Below are 18,555 nucleotides of genomic sequence, written 5' to 3'. Positions count from 1 at the left end.
TAGCAGTAGCTTCTGCCAGGATCAAACAGATTTGACAGAATACAACAAAATAAGTACAATAAAGACTTAGAAGTACACTAAAAAAATTAGACGAGATATTACACAAAATATTCAAATATTACATCACAGACATAACAATCAAATATCACCACATCTATTTAACCAACATCAAACACTAAGTTAAACTTAGGTTCTCACGAATATATAAAAACATTAATACGAGATTAATATTTATGATAATAAAATTTATAAACATAAATTTAGCCATATGTGGAAAAGCAGTCATCATAGTAATGTGAATACATATACTTAGACCAACGCCATAAACACATGGCACAACTATTAGTGAAAGTTACAACACTTACAAAAATAAAAATAAACTATTGCAAAAATTAATTTTAAAAAATATATCAAATAAATATATATCATTATTTAAAATAAAACTTAAATTAATATAATTTTTAAGTTTAAGGAAAAAATAAAAGGAAAAAATTTGGGAAATTTTGAAAAAATATCAAATCTTTAAAAAAATCATCTGCAAGAAGAAAAAATTAGGAAAAAAGTGAAAAACGTGAAAAAACCGAATGAATAAGAAAAAAGCTAAAAAATCCTTTAAATTACAAATAAGTTAATAAAATATCTTATTTTATAAAATAAACCATGAATTTTACTAAAAAAATAAAATAAATTGAAAAATATCTGATAAACATAAATATTGTTAAAAAAATTAGTTATTTAGTTAAAAAAATAGATAATTAACATTAATTTAATAAAATAAGATAATTTACTGGTTTAAATCTAAAAAAAGGAAAATTTTTAACAAATTAGAACTAGAAATTTCCAAGAATAATCCAATTTTTAATATTTTTATAGTTCATAAAAATAAGAACTAATATATAAATATAACTATTTTTTCTTAGATGTATTTAAAGGAAATGATTTTTCATTAAAATCTTTGAAAACTATTTTTGAAAAAAGATCTTTAAGCATGAGATAATTTGGGAAAAATATTTGGGAAAAATATTTGGAAATAATATTTGGAAATAATATTTGGGAATAATGTTGGGGAGTAATAAAAAATAATATATTATATTATATATTATATGGATAATGCTATAGCTGATAATGTATAAGTGAAAATGGCAATAATGAGTGTGAAAAATATAACAATTGTTAATTTAATGAAACTAAAAAAAAGAAAAAATTAAAAAATTAGGAATTGTAGCTTCCTTAGAAGCTAGCAATTACGTCTCCTAATAATTTAATAGATTCTTCTACGTTTTTACCTACAGGGGATCCTGCTACGTATTGAGTTACACCCATTTCAGCTAAGCCTTCAATCTTAGGAATGAATTCATCAGGGGTACCACATACGGAGAATGCATCGAGTGCTTCATCGGTTACAGCACCAATAGCTCCACCGAAGTCACCTTTAGCTAAGAATGCACCCATTTGTTCGTTGAATCCTTCAGGTAATCCGTGTCTTTCAATTACTGGAGGTGGGGAACCTGCTGCAATAAATGCAACTACAATTTTAGCTGCGTTTTTAGCTGCGTCAGAGTCAGCACCAATGGAAGTTGCAGTGTATGCACCTACATCAAATGCTTTGTCTCCACCTGCTGCTTCAATACCTTTTTTAATCATAGGCATAGCAGCTTCATAATCTTTAGGGTTGGAAGCGTTAATTAATACACCGTCAGCGATTTCACCAGCGGTTTCTAACATTTTAGGACCTTGTGCACCCATGTAAATAGGGATTGCATCTTGTACTTTTTTAGCTCCACCTAATGCTGCACCAGCTTCAGTTTTTCCACCGTCTAATAAGGTGTTAATGTCTGCAATAGCTGCTTTGATAGTGGATACAGGTTTTTCCCAAGCAATTCCTAATGCATCAAAGGTTGCTTTGTCACCAGGACCAATACCAAAGGTTGCTCTACCATTAGAGATTTCGTCAATAGTAGCAATTGCGGAAGCGGAAATTGCAGGGCTTCTTACGTATGGGTTGGTTACACCAGGACCCATTTTAATGGTTTCAGTGTTTGCTGCAATTAATGCTAAGGTTTCGTATACGTTTTTGTTGTTGTAGTGGTCAGTGATCCATGCGTATTCAAAACCAACGTCTTCTGCTAATTTTACTAATCTTACGAGTTCATCTAACGGGATTTGAGGTACGAATTCTATACCAAATTTCATATTTATCACCAATCTTTAATATGTTGTCTAGCTTATAAAGTATTTGTTATTTAAAAAATATAGAAAGATTTAAATATTAAATAGGATTTGTCTATTTTTTTAATAAAAATATAAACAATTATAAAAAATTAATAAATTTTTATATACAAAATTAAATTATACAAAAGAAAATTTAAAAATAATATATGAAAAAATTTGTTATTAAAAAATTGATAAAACTTAATAAAATATTCAAAATAGATTAAATTTGTTATAAATCAATAAAACAAACAATTATCTATTAAATAATGGAGATTAAAAAACAAATATTTAATTTTAATAGAATAGAACATTTAATATCATTCAAACAAAATTATTTAAATATGTGCTAAAAATAAAAAATAAAATTCTGATTTAATAAAAAAAGTAATTTAAAAAAGTTATAAATAATAAATATGATATATTATAATAAGAAATTAATTAATGAAAATGTTAAAAAAAATGATTAATTAAAATAAAATTATATTTTATCAATAGGTTAAACAATGGAAATTAGAGAATTAACAAAAGAAATAAGAGATAAATCAATTGAATATGCTAAGCCAAAAGAACTGGATAGTCTTTCTGCAAGCTGGTATCAAGAAGATCTCTTATATTCTGGAAAAGGGAAAACCATATTCTTAATCCTACCTACCCCTGGCTGTTCATGGGCACTTGGTCCAAGTGGGGGATGCACAATGTGCAGTTATATCTCAGACTGTTACCTTAAGCCAATTGAAAATTCCAAAATCATTGAACTCTTTGAAAAGGAATTGAACAAATGGGATTATAAGGAAGATTATGAAAATGGAGATAAAATAGCTATAAAGCTCTTTGCATCAGGAAGCTTCTTGAATCCTGAGGAAGTTCCTAAAGAAGCTAGAGACTACGTGCTAAAAAAGTTGGCAGAAATGGAAGAAATCAGTGAAATAGTTGTTGAATCCAGACCAGAATATGTTAAGGAAGAGGTATTGGATGAGATCTTTGATATCATAGGAGACAAACTATTTGAAATAAGCATAGGCTTGGAAACTTCAAACGAAGAAACAAGATTGAATAAGATCAATAAGGGATTTAACAATAAGACCTTCGAAAAGGCAATTAATCTTATCAAGGAATACAAAAGCAAGCATAACATCAAATCTAAAGCTTACATATTTGTAAAACCTATATTGCTCTCTGAACAGGAAGCTATCACTGAAGCAATTAAAACTGCAAGCTACTGTGAAGACTTAGGAGTGGATAGGGTTTCATGCTGTCCAGCAACAATTCACAGAGGCACATTGATAGAAAGGCTTTGGAGAAGAGGATCCTACAATCCACCTTGGATTTGGTCAACTATTGAAGTGATCAATACAATAAGGCAAAATGTAAAGATTCCTGCATTGATGGACACATCAGGATTCGGTTCAAGAAGAGGTCCTTACAACTGTAAAAAATGCAATAAGGAATTGAAGCATAGAATCATAGATTCCAACTTTGACCAAAGTCAAATCGAATATGATTGCGAATGTAAAAAGGAATGGATGGCAGAGGTAAAATTCTCTGACTTGAACAAATCCAAAACTCCAATAAAACATTTGCCTTTATATTAAATCCACATTATTAGAAAATATATTTATAAATAATAAAAATAATAAATTATTAAATAATTATGCATTACAATTATTTGCATTAAGATTATCAAAATAATAAGAAAAATATTTAAAATGAATAAGGAGGTAAGAACTTGCATAAACAAACTACAATAAGCATTATTGCAATTATTTTAGGAATTCTTATCATTGCATTCCCAATGCTTGGAGTAATTGCAGCATCAGATATCCTTGGATTATCAGTTTTATTACTTGCAATCTTCTTATTAGCAAATGGTGTTAGTGAAGTAGAATACAACACAACCAGAGGATTGATTAATACAATCTTAGGAATATTAATGTTAATAATTAGTTTAGGTTTAATATTTAACCCAAGCATATTTGCATTTTTAACTGCTTTAACAATCTATTTAGCAGGAATATTCTTAATCATAATAGGTTTAATAATCATTGTTGGAAACAGAGACAACAAATACGGATTCTGGATGGGAATATTAGGAATAGTTTTAGGTGTAATATACATTATTCTTGGAACCTATATTAATAATCCACTCATTCTCGGTTCATTAATAGGAATCTGGTTATTAGTAACTGGAGTATTGAACTTATTAGATAATGGTTATTAAATGTAGAATAAATAATAAAAAATTATTATTTATTCCTTTTACTATTTTTTAAAAAACATAATAATACAATTAATCAAAATAAATAATTAATTATAAAATAAATAAAATTTTTAAAACAATAAATTACTATTTTTAAATAATAATAACTTTAGGAAACATACTATGATAGCAATTAGTGCAGACTTTGACCCAGTCCACAAAGGACATGAACAATTGATTAGAAAAGCTCGTGAAATAGCTGATGAAAAAAACATTGAAGTGGCTATTTATATGAATAAGGGCTACAGTGCAAATCATGCTCCTTTTTTCACCCCTTTTGAAGCAAGAAAGGAAATGGCTCTTGCATTAGGTGCGAATAAGGTAATTGGAGTTGAAGGACTGCATCATAGACTGATTTTATCATACAGTGTGCCTATCAGGCTTGCTAAAATGCATGAAGATGGTGTAACAGATTACATCACCGCTGCAGACATCAGTTTGGATGAAGTGAAAAAATATGCTGAAAGATTCATCCAAGAGGGCAGTTTCCTTGGAATACCTCAAGATTTCCCTAACAGAAATGTGATCAGATGGTATGCGATAAATGAATTCCTATCAAAAAGATTTGATAGAAAGATTGATTTTCACCTTATTCCAGAGCTCACACAGCCTAAAAAGGTCTCTGGAAGATTCATTAGAAAGGAAATCCTAAAAAATGACTTAGTTATCAGTGATGATATAAAAAAATTGCTTCCTAAAACAAGCATTGAAATATTGGAAAGGGAAATTGAAAACGGTACAATCCCTGGAAAAAGAAACATGAAAGTGTTGAAGCATAAGATGAACACTTATTCCAGATCAAACTTGACAAATATCGCTTATTTGAATGGTAAGGTAATCAATAAAATTGTTGAAGGAAGATTCTATAAGGATGATGAAGAGTCCATTTGGGCAAGCTTTAGAAGAGCGGATTATGGTCCTGTAATGACTCGCCTCGCAGCTTCCTGCATTGAAGAGGAAGTGACAAAAGATGAAGTTCTTAAACTAATGAGACATTATGAAGAAAAGGGAGTTATTCCTGAAGAGCAGAATGTCGATAAGATCATTGAAAGAGCTTGGTATGTTGCTGAAGAAGTGGATAAGGGAGTTTCTGCAAAGGAAGCTAATGAAAAGTTCAGAACAAGAAAGGACTTGAAAGTAAATCCTTTAATGACTCTTGAATCAGGTTTGAACCTCACTAAATTCGAAGCAAAAAAAGTTCAAGAAGGACTTGAAGCAAAGATCTTTGTCGATAAGGATAACCAGATATCCTGTGAGATAAAGGAAAAAAAGATTAAGATAAAAACAAATTTAAAGCTTCCTTCAAAGGAAGTAACTTATCTACGATACATTTTAGACTCCAGATACATCCCTGTAAGTGGAGAACTAATTAAAAACAAAAGAAATGATTGGAGAGTAAAAATTACTATCCATGATTATTAAAAAAATAATGAATTAAAAAATAATTAAATTATTAATGATTAAATTATATGACTAAATTATGAAAAAAGATTGAAACAACAATCACTTTATTTTCTATTTTTCAGTTTTTCAAATTTTTCACGTGTAGCTAAAGCCATGATTTTAGACTTTCTCTTTTTGTCAACATCATCTAAAAATTCCAAGACTTCATTCAATTCCTCATATTTACGCTTAGCTTTTTTATTTGATGATGAGATACGTGATTTTGAAGAAGTTTCGAAATCCCTATTTTCAGTCAATGACAATATTTCCCATAAGTCTTCGCTAAGACCTAATTTTTCTGCAGTTTCAAAAGTTTCTACAAGAAGTGCAGAAACCCCTTTTGTATATGAGCTTCTAAGGATTTTCAATTTGGAAACATCTCCAATTTCATCACTGACTACCTTAATATTAACCTTTATATCACTAGATGGCTCATAATTGCTAATGAAATCCTTCATGCTTTTTACAAACCCTTTAGCTTTTCTGCCTGAGAAATAAAGATGCAATTCCTCTGAACTTACCCTACCCATAATAGCAGAGTCAATGAAATGCTCACTGGTCAGATAATTTTCAATTTGCTTTGCAGTATTTGGGGATATGTTGTTAAAGTCCAGGAATATTCCATCTGTCAATGAACCATACTTCAATGCAACAGCCAATGCACTTTGCGGGCTGTTTGCTGAAATTAAAATGTCAGATTGATGAGCAACCTCTTCAAAGCTATCCAACACAGTTAAATTAAGAGATTTAACTAATTCTTTTGTCTTTTTTGATCTTCCTTCAGTTGATGTTAAAACATCAAAGCCGTAAGATAATAGTATTTTTGATAAAGTGTAAGACACTTCACCAAATCCTATAAAACCAAATTTCATAATTAACCCCCATTTATTAATTATTTCCAAAACTACTTACAAAACCATCTTACATTAAATAACCAAATAAATAAAAATTATAAAGTTGTTAAAATATGGGAACCTTCAGCAAGACCTAATTCCTTAGAGATAGATGAACATTTTGTACAAAGCAATACAAAGATATCCTGTCCGTCAAGGTTCATTTCAGTCAATCCTTCAAAATTTCCCATACCCTTAGAGATTACAAATGGAGAATCCAAAAGGATTTCCTTAAACTCATCTGAAATCATTGATTCCACAACACCTACAGAATCAGAGCCTGTAGTGATTAATGTAGCCACTTCATCGAGACCTGCTTCCAATGCCTCTTTCATGCAGGCATCGTTTAGGATAGGCTTTTCCTTGACTGCCACAGTAATGTCAACATCATATTCCTTGATTTTTTCAAGAAGAAACTTGTCAAAGACAATTTCTCCAGTGTTATCCACTAAATAGAGAACCTTATCATACTTTCTTAAAGCATCTTCAAACTCATCTATCTTGTTAATGACAAGCTCTTTCTTTAATCCTTCAGTTATCATGGATTCAAATTCTGTATTCAAACCAAATGTGCCGAAATCAAGAATATTTCCTACAATAGCTACTTTAACATAAGTTTCCAAACTATTGTCTTCCTTTAGAATTTCTCTCACTTTAGGCACTAAGGACAATGCAATTTCATTTCCTTCCTTCTTTTGATTGTAATAAGGATCATAGCAACCAGTTTCCTTTTTAATGTATTGATGAATCCTTGTTCCAGTGGCATTAGAAGACAAATCCTTTGAGAAGTTTTCACCGAGATATGACAATACATCTTGAATAAGTTTGAATTTCAATTCCTCATCATCTGTAGATAAGTCAATAGCTTCCTTTGCTTGTCTTAAAAAGCATGCTCCACATTCGTAATAAACTTTAATATTATCACCTGAAAATAAAAAAAATAATTAAATATAATATTCTAATTATATATTTATAAATTAAAATTATTAAAATTATTGAAAAAAAGTAAAAGATAGACTAAGAAATTAATGATAAGAAATGAAAAAATATGAAAATATGAAAAAAAATAAAAAAAAGCTTAAAAAAAGATTTAATTTAATAGATGGGAATTATCCTCCATAAATAATTTGGATAAACTCTATCTCATCACCATCTTCGATTGTTTCCTCTTCTATAACAATCTCTCCATTCTTTTTGCTTACCATGGTTTCTGAAGATAAATCCAAATCATCCAATAAATCCTTAATGGTCAAATCGCCGTCAATTTCTCTCTTTTCCACTTTATCCTTGATTTTTAATGTAAAACTCATAAAATCACCTTATTTATTTTTTATCCCTTCACTTTTAATATGTAAATCATAATATTTAAATTATAACAATTGTTAAAAAATATGGATAATTATAAAAAAAATTAAAAAAATGAAAAAGGGAAATCTATTTCCCCAATTCCTCTAGAAATGTGCAAGCCCTGCATAACCTATTTGAAGAGGGCTCTCCACAGCGTTCGCATCTGTCAAATTCATAATCATGAGCCATTTCGCTTCTGATTGCTGGCCTTATCTTATCAAATCCTCTAAGTGTGGAATACTTAATTGTTGGATGTTCCTTAACCAATTCATTTAAGATATTGGAAATTTCCATTCTGAATGATTCCTGAGCATATGGGCAGCCTGCAAGATGAATGTCCAAACCTTTTGCAAGTGCATAAAGACCAATTTCCTTTTCAGGAATTTCTCTAAGTGGCTTGATTTTAACAGTGAACAATTCACTGTTTGATTCTGTCTTAGGACCTATCTTAGCCAAGTTTTCAGTATTTCCTTCAAGATAATTCATTAGAATAGCTTGGGTTTCATCATCAAGGTTATGTCCGGTAGCAATCTTGGTTGCTCCAAATTCCCTTGCAGCCCTATTGATAATCCATCTTCTGAATACCCCGCAATATGTACAGGACCCTCTATGGTTTTCATTTTTCATTATCTCATCCAAGTCAATGCCGAAACTTTCCTTAAATGAAACAACTTTATGTGGAATTCCAAGTCTATCTGCATGTGCCTTTGCAATCTCGACTCCTTCCTCTCTGTAACCTGCGATTCCTTCATCGATGGTTACAGCACATAATTCTATAATATGCCTTTTGACATATGAATTGAGAATTTCTAAAGTCACTACACTATCCTTTCCTCCAGACAATGCAACTAAAACCTTATCTCCCTTTTCGATAAAGTTTTCCTTCTTGATTGTTTGCTTGACCTTCTTTTCAATGCTTTCAATAAAACAATCCTTGCATAAAGCCTGTCCAGAAGCTTTTCTCTTTATAATCACATTCGGATTTCCACATTTAGTACAAGATCCCATATTAAAGTCATCCTTTTTTAAAATAATAAAATAATAAAATAATTTTTACTTTTTTGATTTATATAATATTTAACTAACTAATCGGTTCTTAAGTTACATATCAGCCACAAATTCTGCCAATTGGTTCAATGTGCTGACTTCGTAAACTTGAGCGCCTGCTCCCTTATACAATGATACGCAACTGTCAACTACATCCCATTTCTTCTTATCCTCAGGGTTTAGGATAACTACCTTTTTAGCCATGCTTGACATTTGGGAAATGAGCTCTACACTTGCAGGTATTCCATTTACCTTAGGACCTGCCCAATCCCTGCAATCTGACAATAGGATAATGTAAGACTTATTGCTTATATCTGCCTGTTTCATGAATGATTCGAATGCAGTGAACATATTTGATGTTCCTCTAACCATCATATTTCTCATACGGAGCAATCTGATTTCTGCAAATGCATTGACCATATACTTTTCTTTTAAAAATTCAGTTGTTTCTATTGTCTTATTGTCAAATTCAAACATTCTTGAGTCCTTGAATGTCTTTTGACATGCAAACATAAGCATGAAAAACCAACTGCTGATCCATTCACATGAACCGCTGACATCATTCAGGAACAAATGCTGTTTTCTATGAGGTTTTTTCTTTACATGAACAAGATCAATCGGCACACCACCATATTTCATGTTTTGCCTCATTGTCCTTCTCATGTCAATCTTATTTGAACGAGCCAATCTCTTTCTTCTTGACTGCTTGTTAGCGATTTTTCTTCCAAGCTCTACACATAATTCAAATACCCTTTCATCGTATTTGTTAAGCTTTGACAAATCACTGTTTAGAATATCATTATCCCTTGCAAGGTCCTTGTCCCTGTCTTCAAGGATAGGTCTTCCTGCAAAGTATTCCATAGCCTGTTCTGCACCCATTTGGATTTGCTTTCCACCAGTTCCTTTCTGCATGGTGATTTTCCATTCATGCTGTGAAAGCTTTCCTTTCATGGAGTTTGGCCTGTAAGCTCTGTTAAGGTCATTATCCAATTTCTTTGGAGCTTTCTTAGCGAAGAATCCATCAAATGACTCATTGAATTTAGGAATGTCATACTTGCTTTTGACATAAATGGATCTGAATGCATCTTTTAAAGTGTCTACATTATCCTCTCCCAGTATTGCATATGCATCTATTGCAGACTGGGTGGACCTGACACTCACAGGCATTCCCTTTTTTCTCAAATCATTTGATAATCTTACGATTTTCTCTTCCATATTAAAACCTTAAAAATACTTAATAAGTGCAGAAAATTAAATCTAATCGTTAATCTACTCATTCATATATTCGTTTCTAAAGATCTCTTTAATTACTTTAGCCTTGTCCGGTTCTGTCTTGATAGCTACACCAACACTGTCCTCAAGTGCAGCATCAACATTCTTGTAATCCTTATCCAAATGCATTACAGAGCTTACCCAATCAATTGAAGCCCTTACAGATGGTTTCTTATTTAAGTTGAATGTTCTGATTCTGTGAACCATATTAACAACCTTCTTGACTAAACCATTGTCTGCATCTGGAACTCTAGCTTTAACAATAGCCATTTCACGTTCAACGGAAGGGTATGAAATGTATAAGAACAGACATCTGTCCTTTGTCTCTTCAAGCAAGTTTCTTTGAGCGTTTGAAGTGAGCATTACCATCAAATCGTTTTGAAGGTCAAAAGTACCTAAATCGTTTACAGTAATCTGCTTTTCTCCTAATGCCTGAAGCAAGAAACTTTCCACTTCTTCATCTGCCTTATCGATTTCGTCAATGAGAAGAAGTGATGGCTTGTCATTCATAAAGGAGGTTAAAAGTGGTCTTCTGATAAAGAAATCATCTTCAAATATTGACTCTTCACCTTTTTGGCTACCTTTGAATGCTTCCAAATGGAGTAATTGCTTTTGATAGTTCCATTCTCCTACAATCTGTTCAAAGGTGATACCTTCATAACATTGAATCCTGAAGAATTCCCTTCCTAAACATTCGGAAACAGCCTTTGCAAGCTCTGTCTTACCTACTCCAGGAGGTCCTTCAATCAAGATCGGCTTGTTTAAAGATAAGGATAAGAATACAGAAGTGCTGATTTCATTATTGGAAATATAACCAGTACTTTCTAACTTTTTTCCTATTTCTTCTATGGTTAATTCTTCATCTGTCATTTAAAAACCTTTTTTAGTTAATTAGAAATAATATAAATATAAAAATATTTTGAAAATAATTTTTTATATTGAATTTTATATACTATATTACATAGTATATTAAATATTTGTTTAATATATATAAATAATTTATTGTTTTATAACATTAAAACTAATGAAAATCGTATAAATTAAAATTCATACTGTGATAAAATGAAAATGAAAAAGATAGCTGCATGGTTCTTTGTTTTAATTCTCCTATTCGGAGGAGTATGCATCTGTACCATGTACATATAAACTTAAAATATTAACTATATCAAAAAATCAACTATATATAACATGTGTTATAAATAATACCATATTTAATCTGATTTTAAAAAAAAGGAAAATGAAACATGAAAACCAATCCTAAAATACTTTTATACATTTTAATGATTTCAACACTTGGAATAAACACTCCATTAAGCATTGTTGGAATCATTTCACAAATAGCTGAGTATTTCAATACATCAATAGCTATTTCAGGGCTTTACGTAAGTTCTTTCACCTTTACAATAGCTATCTGCGGATTGTTCATACCTGTTTTATTTTCAAAATATGAAAGAAAAAGAACTTTCATAAGCATTTTAACAGTATTTGCAATTTCAAATATTGCAATCATATTCACAAAAAGCATTTACATTGCATCTTTTTTTAGGATATTGTCTGCAGTATTCTATCCTGCATTCATTTCAATAGCTCTGACAGTTTGTGAAGAGATAGCTCCAAAAGGCGAAGAGCAGGATTACATTACAAGGATATTGCTTGGAATATCCGTTGGAAGCATTATAGGACTGCCTATAACAACTGGTCTTGGTACAATATTTGGCTATCAAGTGGCTATGACTTGGATCTTTTTAATAAATTTCATTACATTGATTCTTATTATCATATTCTTCCCAAGAACCGGAGGAAAATCCAACTCATATGAAATGCCCTTTTCAAGCTTAAAGACAAAGGAATTCATTCTTGCAACAGTTGGAATAATCATGATGCCTATTGGTGCAAGCATAGTCTACAATTACCAGCCATTATTCTTGCAGGTGGTAAGCCACATCTACACCTATAAGTTAAGCATATTCCTGTTTATATATGGGTTGTTTTCAATATTCGGAACTTGGCTTGGTGGAAAGCTAATAGCTAAAAGAGACAAGGCAACACTTATCATTTTCCAATTGGTATGCGGAGGAGTATTCGTGCTTCTTTACCTATTTGCAAACTACTTGATTCCAGTAATCATATTGATTTTAATATTTGGCATCCTTGATGGAATGGGATACAATCTTATCCAGTACATTGAGGCATCTGTTGTTCCAGATAGCCCAGAACTTGCAAATGGAATTTTCTTAAGCATCTTGAATGGCGGAATAGCTTTAGGAATAGCTATAGGTGGATTTTTAGTGGATGGATTCGGAATAATGTCAATCTTTATTTTTGGAGCATTGTTCTTGGCCATTGCATTTTTCATGATGGTTTATGTCATCAAGATTATGAAGATTCCTCTAAAATACTCTTAAAAATAGAATGATAAGAAAATAAGTGGATTGAATAATTAAAACGTTTAAAAAAAAAGAGGAAAAATTCCCCTAATAAAATTCCTGATTTAGATTATTGATTGTTTTCAAAATTATCAATTTTATCAAAAGCGCTGCCTAAAGTTAAATAAAGAACTCCGCTAATTATTAAACATACGCCTATTAAAATTACAATGAATAATGGATTGTTAATTGATAAAATACCCATTATGAAGAATATGATACCGAAAATCAATACCAATGCAGAAGCCCATTTTGAAGTTCCTTCACCATAAATGATTCCAAGAATACCGATGACAAGCAATACTATAGCAATTAAATAGAAGTTGTATGCGGTAAGGAAAGCTAATGGAGCTAAATCAACAAAGAACAAGAATCCTAATAAGATCAATAGGAATCCCATTATCAATTCAATGATTGACCTGCCAGATGCAATACTCCATAATGTAAATGCATTAAACATCACTACTAGACCAAAGGCTATTAAACTTACACCTGCTATTATAGACACTACCCCTGCACTAACCAATGGGTAAGCTATAAATAGCACACCTAAAATAATTAATAAAATTCCAAGTATTTTTGTAAAATTCATTAAATCACCAAATTCCATATTTATATGAAATGATATTTATATTTTTTTAACCCTTTTAAATTTCATTTAATGAAAAAATAAGGGGAAGTATGACCCTATAGATTTAGTTTTAACAAAATATAAATATGAATATAAACAAACCTTAATCTAAGTGATAAGGATGAACAAGAAAATTACTGTAGATGTACTAATGGTTATTGCAATAATATTGGAATTTCTTAGCCTTCCAATCTTAATTCATGAAATTATTGGAATAGGATTAATCTTTTTAATAGCATTACATTTGAAATTCAATAAAAGATACTTTAAAGCAATAACCAAAGGAAAATACAACCTTAAAAGAACCATAGAACTAATTGTAAATATAGGTTTAATGATTTCATTAGTAATAACAATCATTTCCGGAATTTTTTCAAGTATAAGTTCCTTAAAGGATTTGAGAATCGGAAAACATAAAGTATCACATCTTCACAAACAATCTTCAGTCTTTAGCTTAATCTTTTTAGTCTTGCATCTAATAGTTACTCGTAAAAAATTAGCAAGAGAACTGAAAAAATAAACTAATTTTGCTTGATAAACTCTTCAGGATCTTTAAACAAGTCAAAGTCTTGAACATACTCTTTTCCAGTGAGCATTGCAATCTCTGCTTTTTCAAGTTCCTTACCAAGATATGCTGCATGATCCAATCTGGTTACAAGGCCCTTTTCAATGATCTCTTCATAGATTTCACTGGCTCTTTTTCCTTCAAAGCTTATTGTTGGCTTTGTCTTCTTGAAGTGAGTTGCAACTATATATGAATCCTTAACGCTTATATCATGTTCCACCCTAATCTTAAAGCTTCCAGCCTTATCCCTTACGAACTTGATAGGCGCATCCTGCTTGACTACAGGGACATTGTCATCCTGCTTCAAGTCAAACCTTTTCTTCTTGTCCTTGAATACAAGAAGGTCAACACCTAAATCCTTAGGAATGGATTGTCTGTTTTTAGCTAAAAACATCATCTTTGATGCTATTGCAAGTTCCCTTACACTTCCATGAGTCTTACCACTTTCTTCAGGGGTGAAAAGTATGCTTGCACCAAGTTCCATAGCAATTCCTGCAAGAACTGCATTTGCACCTACAGAATCTGTATCCATAAGCTCAATTACATTTCCTATGCCAAAGAACATCGGCTTCTTGTCAACTTCATGGAAATCATGGAATGCAATGATTGAATCCACAAGGCTTGAACTGTTGACAGGGTCTAAAATCAAGTCACAGACAACTTCAAGACCATCACAAGCTTCAACAAGCTTTTGCATAGATGCTACCCTATCTGCAGGAGTGTGAGGCACATAACCTTCACTGAAATTAGTAGGCAAGATAACTGCAGGAACATTCTTTTCCTTCAATAAAGGCAAAATTTCCTTATAATTACCATTGTCTAAACTTAAAACCATATCAATCCCATGGTTTACTGCAGCTTCAATCTCCTTTGGATTCAATGTGTCAATACTTAAAGGCCTGTCTCCCACAATAGGACGAAGTGTGTCAATCAAATCAGGTATCTCATCAGACCTGTCTTCACCTGCAATCATACCAATGTCTATCATATCAGAGCCTGAAGCTACAAAGAATTCCGCCTTTTTAATCAAGTCCTCTTTTGATAGAATAGGAGCACTTGCAATCTCAGACAAGACCCTCATTGGGAAATCCTCACCAACAGGCAAGTTTCTTACAAGAATGTTGTTTTCCTTCTTGAGAAGCTCATCTCTTTTTTCAATATCGTTTTCAAAGTCTTCAATGAATTTCAATGCCTGTTTCTTCTTCTCTTCTATAATGAGTTTGTCTGCAGGAGTGGACTGTGATAACTCTAGATCATCGACAAGGTCTAAAACCATAGCCAAGTCTGCTGCATCAGTGGATGCCTTATAACAAGGAATATTAAATTCCTCTGCAATGAGGAATGTATCTTTTCTTATTAAACCTGGAACTAATATTAAATCAATATCATCCAATCTATCTTCAAAATGCTCATGGATTTCTTTGATTATTTGAGTTGGAGTCAAGAAAGCAGCCACTTGTGTCTCTGCTATATGCACCACTGTTTCCTTTTTTGATTTTTCAGCCATTTGACTTACCAAAGGATAAGCCAAGTGTCCAGTTATAATAAGTATCATAAAATTCCTCTAAAATATAAAAAAAGTTAAAATTATTCATTCAATAAATTTTCAAGATAAATCTTTAAATTGGGAATATCCTCTTGAATAACATCCCATACAATATCATCAATAACATCTTCATAATTGTGAGCAAAAATATTTCTCATGCCTATAATTTCTTGCCAATTAATCTCTTTATGATTATATCTGAATTCATCAGACAACCTACCAATAAATTCGCCAATCTGAATTATAACTAATGCACAAGCATCCTGGTATAAGTTATCTGACAAATATATTCCTTTATCATTATCAAAACGATTAGCGTAATCTTCCATACGATTACAATAATGTATAACAATATTTATAGTTCTCTTATCCTTTTCTTTCATACAATAAAACCTCTTCCTTTTCAATTGACAAAAGAAATTCCTTATTAGAACTATCTTTGCTAACTACATCAACATGACATTCAAATTCCCTTTCCAAATCATGTATCAAAGAGACATATCTTAATCCTTTCAAATCTCCTTTATCCATCACAAAATCCAAATCGCTTTCTTCAGTAGCTTCACCTCTTGCGTAAGACCCAAAAAGAGCAAAGCTAGCAATACCATACTTAATGACAATGGGCATAACCCTTTTTTTAATCTCATCAATAGTGTAAACCATTTAAATCACCGAAAACAATACATATTAAAATGAATAATGAAAATGAATACTTTTGATAATTTATATTTATTTTATTCATATTAAAATTTTTTATAACTTAATTATCTTCTAAGCGAGCTGTTGCATGCCTGTCTGCCCAACATTGGATAACTACACCAACTGGAAGACCTGCAGTGTGAGTGTCCATCTTCAAGATCTTTACATCAAGTGCAGTTGTTCTTCCTCCAAGACCCATTGGCCCTTTTCCATCCTTATTGATTCTTTCAAGACATTCAAGTTCCATTTCAGCTATTGTTGGATCTGGATTGCGCTCTCCAACCTTTCCAAGAAGTGCTTTTTTGCCTAATTTCAATGCCATGTCAGAACTTCCACCAATACCAACACCTACAACGATAGGAGGACATGGCTTTCCACCTGCCTTTAATGCAGTTTCAACAACAAAGTCCTTGACTCCTTCGATTCCTTCAGCAGGAAGCGCCATCTTAAGTGCATTGTTGTTTTCAGATCCAAATCCTTTAGGCATGATAGTAAATTCTATGTAGTTCTCGTCTATTAATTCAATGTCTACAATAGGCACTTTGTCTCCCACATTTCCAGAGTTCTTTCTGGTAATGGGATCAACCACATTTGGCCTAAGAGGAACTTCTGCAGTTGCTTTTGCAACTCCTTTCTTGATTCCTTCATAAAGATTTTCAACATGAACTTTACCAAGCTTTACAAAAATGATAGGGAGACCTGTATCTTGGCACATTGGAATTGACTTTTCTTCTGCAAGTTCAATATTCTTTAAGATAGCTCCAATATTTAGCTTACCTAAGTCACTATCCTCACGTTTAAGAGCATCTTCAAGTGCACATTTGACATCGTCTCCAAGAACGATAGCAGCCTGTTTGTATAATTGATAAATGGTATCTTCAATTTGTTTTTCTGTTATCATAAAATCACTAATTAGAATAAAGAATTATAATTTATTAAAAATAATCTATATAAAATATTTAATTTATTAATTTAAATAATTTATTAAAATTTATAAAATAGAAAAATAGTTAGAAAAAAGAAAAAATAGTAGATGTTTGATTAAACATCTACGCTTTAATAGTTATTTTTGGTTTTTTAGTTACTTTGTTATAGTATTTACTACCCGCATATTTTATAACTGCAGTAAATTTACCTTTTTTCTTTAAGTTGGTAATTTTAAAGGTAGCAACACCTTTGGAGTTGGTTTTAGCAGTGAAAGTCTTCTTATTGACTCTTAAAGTAACTTTAACTTTCTTCATCACTTTGCCTTTATTGGTCATTAAGGTAATTTTGTATTTTTTAGTTTTTACTGTTCTTTTAAAGGTTTTTGCCTTAGCAGTCAATTTAGGAGTAGCTTTTTTAACTACAACCTTTACGCTAGAGGAAGATTTTAAGTAAGTTTTATCTCCTGCAAAGCTAATTGATGCAGTATAAGTCTTAGGAATCAATTTTGAAACAAGAACAGAAACCTGGCCTTTAGAATTGGTAATTAAAGTCTTGCTAATGGTTCCTACCTTAACAGTGACTTTCTGATTTACCAAAATATTTCCAAATGAATCCTTCAAAGTAACGACAAGATACTTGTTAACATTATAGGTTGCAGTAACCTTAGGGGCAGTGACTTTTGTATAATAAGTTACGGTACCATTACAGGTATCACTGTCATTAATTGCACTATTTCCAGTAAAAGTACAATTCTTAGCGGAACCATAAATCATAGCGCCCCCATTTTCACCTGCAGAATTACTTTTAAAAATACAGTTTTCAGCAGACCCATTATAAATAGCTCCTCCAACATATACTGCCTTATTGCCAGTGAAAATACAATTCTTAGCGGAGCATCGGGCATCATAATCATCACTACCCATAGCACCACCAATAGATGCAGAATTGCCAGTAAAATTACAATTCACAGCATTACCACTATAAATAGCACCACCACATGTATACTCACCAGTTAAATAATTATTATTAAATGTACACTTCTCAGCAGTACCTCCAACGATAGCACCACCAATTCGATCTGCAGAATTATTAGTGAAAATGCAATTCACAGCAGAACCGTCACAAATAGCACCACCACCACCAGTTCCACCATTAGATGCAGAATTATTAGTGAAAATAGAATTCATGGCCTTAACCTCAATGGCAGCACCGCCAGCATCATCTGCAGAATTGCCAATGAAAATACAATTCTCTGCTATACCATGATAAACAGCACCACCATAATCTG

Annotated in this window: 17 protein-coding genes and 1 pseudogene; 5 read left to right on the top strand and 13 right to left on the bottom strand. The window is 31.6% G+C overall.

Annotated features, from left to right (window positions below; genetic code table 11):
- Positions 1-1,230 precede the first annotated feature (1,230 nt).
- A complete protein-coding gene (gene mer / locus Q0409_RS10045; protein ID WP_298537773.1) occupies positions 1,231-2,193 on the bottom strand; it encodes a 5,10-methylenetetrahydromethanopterin reductase in 963 nt (320 codons plus the stop codon).
- 524 nt (positions 2,194-2,717) lie between these two features.
- On the opposite strand from mer, the gene Q0409_RS10040 reads away from it, so the two are divergent.
- The 3 genes from Q0409_RS10040 to Q0409_RS10030 all read left to right on the top strand — a co-directional run bounded on the left by Q0409_RS10040 (position 2,718) and on the right by Q0409_RS10030 (position 5,893).
- On the top strand, positions 2,718-3,806 hold the full coding sequence (locus Q0409_RS10040; RefSeq protein WP_298537770.1) for an archaeosine biosynthesis radical SAM protein RaSEA: 1,089 nt from the start codon (positions 2,718-2,720) through the stop codon (positions 3,804-3,806).
- Positions 3,807-3,940: 134 nt separating this feature from the next.
- Entirely contained in the window at positions 3,941-4,432 is a 492-nt protein-coding gene (locus Q0409_RS10035) for a DUF308 domain-containing protein (protein ID WP_296856360.1), read from the top strand.
- Between the two features lie 162 nt (positions 4,433-4,594).
- Positions 4,595-5,893, top strand: coding sequence for an adenylyltransferase/cytidyltransferase family protein (locus Q0409_RS10030; RefSeq protein ID WP_298537766.1), 1,299 nt, complete (start codon positions 4,595-4,597; stop codon positions 5,891-5,893).
- An 86-nt stretch (positions 5,894-5,979) separates the two neighbouring features.
- Here the strand turns inward: Q0409_RS10030 and Q0409_RS10025 are convergent, their stop codons facing one another.
- From Q0409_RS10025 to Q0409_RS10000, 6 genes are all read right to left on the bottom strand, one after another.
- A complete protein-coding gene (locus tag Q0409_RS10025; RefSeq protein ID WP_298537763.1) occupies positions 5,980-6,786 on the bottom strand; it encodes a DUF1932 domain-containing protein in 807 nt (268 codons plus the stop codon).
- Between the two features lie 77 nt (positions 6,787-6,863).
- Entirely contained in the window at positions 6,864-7,724 is an 861-nt protein-coding gene (locus Q0409_RS10020; protein WP_298537776.1) for a DUF89 domain-containing protein, read from the bottom strand.
- Between the two features lie 192 nt (positions 7,725-7,916).
- A complete protein-coding gene (locus tag Q0409_RS10015; RefSeq protein WP_298537761.1) occupies positions 7,917-8,117 on the bottom strand; it encodes a MoaD/ThiS family protein in 201 nt (66 codons plus the stop codon).
- A gap of 124 nt (positions 8,118-8,241) precedes the next feature.
- Positions 8,242-9,162, bottom strand: coding sequence for a TIGR00269 family protein (locus Q0409_RS10010; RefSeq protein WP_298537758.1), 921 nt, complete (start codon positions 9,160-9,162; stop codon positions 8,242-8,244).
- 93 nt (positions 9,163-9,255) lie between these two features.
- Entirely contained in the window at positions 9,256-10,416 is a 1,161-nt protein-coding gene (locus Q0409_RS10005) for a VWA domain-containing protein (RefSeq protein WP_298537756.1), read from the bottom strand.
- 54 nt (positions 10,417-10,470) lie between these two features.
- Complete coding sequence (locus tag Q0409_RS10000) at positions 10,471-11,343, bottom strand: MoxR family ATPase (protein WP_298537754.1); 873 nt, start codon at positions 11,341-11,343, stop codon at positions 10,471-10,473.
- 374 nt (positions 11,344-11,717) lie between these two features.
- Between Q0409_RS10000 and Q0409_RS09995 the strand changes: the two genes are divergently transcribed.
- Positions 11,718-12,878 (top strand): MFS transporter, encoded by a 1,161-nt coding sequence (locus tag Q0409_RS09995; protein ID WP_298537751.1) that lies wholly within the window; start codon positions 11,718-11,720, stop codon positions 12,876-12,878.
- A 91-nt stretch (positions 12,879-12,969) separates the two neighbouring features.
- Here the strand turns inward: Q0409_RS09995 and Q0409_RS09990 are convergent, their stop codons facing one another.
- On the bottom strand, positions 12,970-13,491 hold the full coding sequence (locus tag Q0409_RS09990) for a DUF308 domain-containing protein (protein WP_298537749.1): 522 nt from the start codon (positions 13,489-13,491) through the stop codon (positions 12,970-12,972).
- 160 nt (positions 13,492-13,651) lie between these two features.
- Here Q0409_RS09990 and Q0409_RS09985 point away from each other — a divergent pair, with 160 nt between their 5' ends.
- Entirely contained in the window at positions 13,652-14,050 is a 399-nt protein-coding gene (locus Q0409_RS09985) for a DUF4405 domain-containing protein (protein ID WP_298537746.1), read from the top strand.
- A 1-nt stretch (position 14,051) separates the two neighbouring features.
- Here the strand turns inward: Q0409_RS09985 and Q0409_RS09980 are convergent, their stop codons facing one another.
- The 5 genes and pseudogenes from Q0409_RS09980 to Q0409_RS09960 form a co-directional block, all read right to left on the bottom strand.
- Positions 14,052-15,650, bottom strand: coding sequence for a dihydropteroate synthase-like protein (locus Q0409_RS09980; RefSeq protein ID WP_298537743.1), 1,599 nt, complete (start codon positions 15,648-15,650; stop codon positions 14,052-14,054).
- Positions 15,651-15,682: 32 nt separating this feature from the next.
- Positions 15,683-16,024 (bottom strand): DUF86 domain-containing protein, encoded by a 342-nt coding sequence (locus Q0409_RS09975; protein WP_298537740.1) that lies wholly within the window; start codon positions 16,022-16,024, stop codon positions 15,683-15,685.
- Positions 16,008-16,304 (bottom strand): nucleotidyltransferase family protein, encoded by a 297-nt coding sequence (locus tag Q0409_RS09970; protein WP_298537737.1) that lies wholly within the window; start codon positions 16,302-16,304, stop codon positions 16,008-16,010. The genes Q0409_RS09975 and Q0409_RS09970 overlap by 17 nt, the downstream gene beginning before the upstream one ends.
- A gap of 97 nt (positions 16,305-16,401) precedes the next feature.
- Complete coding sequence (locus Q0409_RS09965) at positions 16,402-17,241, bottom strand: fumarate hydratase (protein ID WP_298537734.1); 840 nt, start codon at positions 17,239-17,241, stop codon at positions 16,402-16,404.
- Between the two features lie 148 nt (positions 17,242-17,389).
- Positions 17,390-18,555: pseudogene (locus tag Q0409_RS09960) on the bottom strand (hypothetical protein); the annotation flags it as partial.

Source organism: uncultured Methanobrevibacter sp., assembly GCF_937898925.1.
Lineage (GTDB): Archaea > Methanobacteriota > Methanobacteria > Methanobacteriales > Methanobacteriaceae > Methanobrevibacter.
This window is presented reverse-complemented; position numbering and strand designations above follow the sequence as displayed.

Coding starts and splice junctions, on each gene's coding strand:
- mer (WP_298537773.1), bottom strand. CDS start 2,193: ATGAAATTTGGTATAGAATTCGTACCTCAAATCCCGTTAGATGAACTC.
- Q0409_RS10040 (WP_298537770.1), top strand. CDS start 2,718: ATGGAAATTAGAGAATTAACAAAAGAAATAAGAGATAAATCAATTGAA.
- Q0409_RS10030 (WP_298537766.1), top strand. CDS start 4,595: ATGATAGCAATTAGTGCAGACTTTGACCCAGTCCACAAAGGACATGAA.
- Q0409_RS10025 (WP_298537763.1), bottom strand. CDS start 6,786: ATGAAATTTGGTTTTATAGGATTTGGTGAAGTGTCTTACACTTTATCA.
- Q0409_RS10015 (WP_298537761.1), bottom strand. CDS start 8,117: ATGAGTTTTACATTAAAAATCAAGGATAAAGTGGAAAAGAGAGAAATT.
- Q0409_RS10010 (WP_298537758.1), bottom strand. CDS start 9,162: ATGGGATCTTGTACTAAATGTGGAAATCCGAATGTGATTATAAAGAGA.
- Q0409_RS10005 (WP_298537756.1), bottom strand. CDS start 10,416: ATGGAAGAGAAAATCGTAAGATTATCAAATGATTTGAGAAAAAAGGGA.
- Q0409_RS10000 (WP_298537754.1), bottom strand. CDS start 11,343: ATGACAGATGAAGAATTAACCATAGAAGAAATAGGAAAAAAGTTAGAA.
- Q0409_RS09995 (WP_298537751.1), top strand. CDS start 11,718: ATGAAAACCAATCCTAAAATACTTTTATACATTTTAATGATTTCAACA.
- Q0409_RS09990 (WP_298537749.1), bottom strand. CDS start 13,491: ATGAATTTTACAAAAATACTTGGAATTTTATTAATTATTTTAGGTGTG.
- Q0409_RS09985 (WP_298537746.1), top strand. CDS start 13,652: ATGAACAAGAAAATTACTGTAGATGTACTAATGGTTATTGCAATAATA.
- Q0409_RS09980 (WP_298537743.1), bottom strand. CDS start 15,650: ATGATACTTATTATAACTGGACACTTGGCTTATCCTTTGGTAAGTCAA.
- Q0409_RS09975 (WP_298537740.1), bottom strand. CDS start 16,024: ATGAAAGAAAAGGATAAGAGAACTATAAATATTGTTATACATTATTGT.
- Q0409_RS09970 (WP_298537737.1), bottom strand. CDS start 16,304: ATGGTTTACACTATTGATGAGATTAAAAAAAGGGTTATGCCCATTGTC.
- Q0409_RS09965 (WP_298537734.1), bottom strand. CDS start 17,241: ATGATAACAGAAAAACAAATTGAAGATACCATTTATCAATTATACAAA.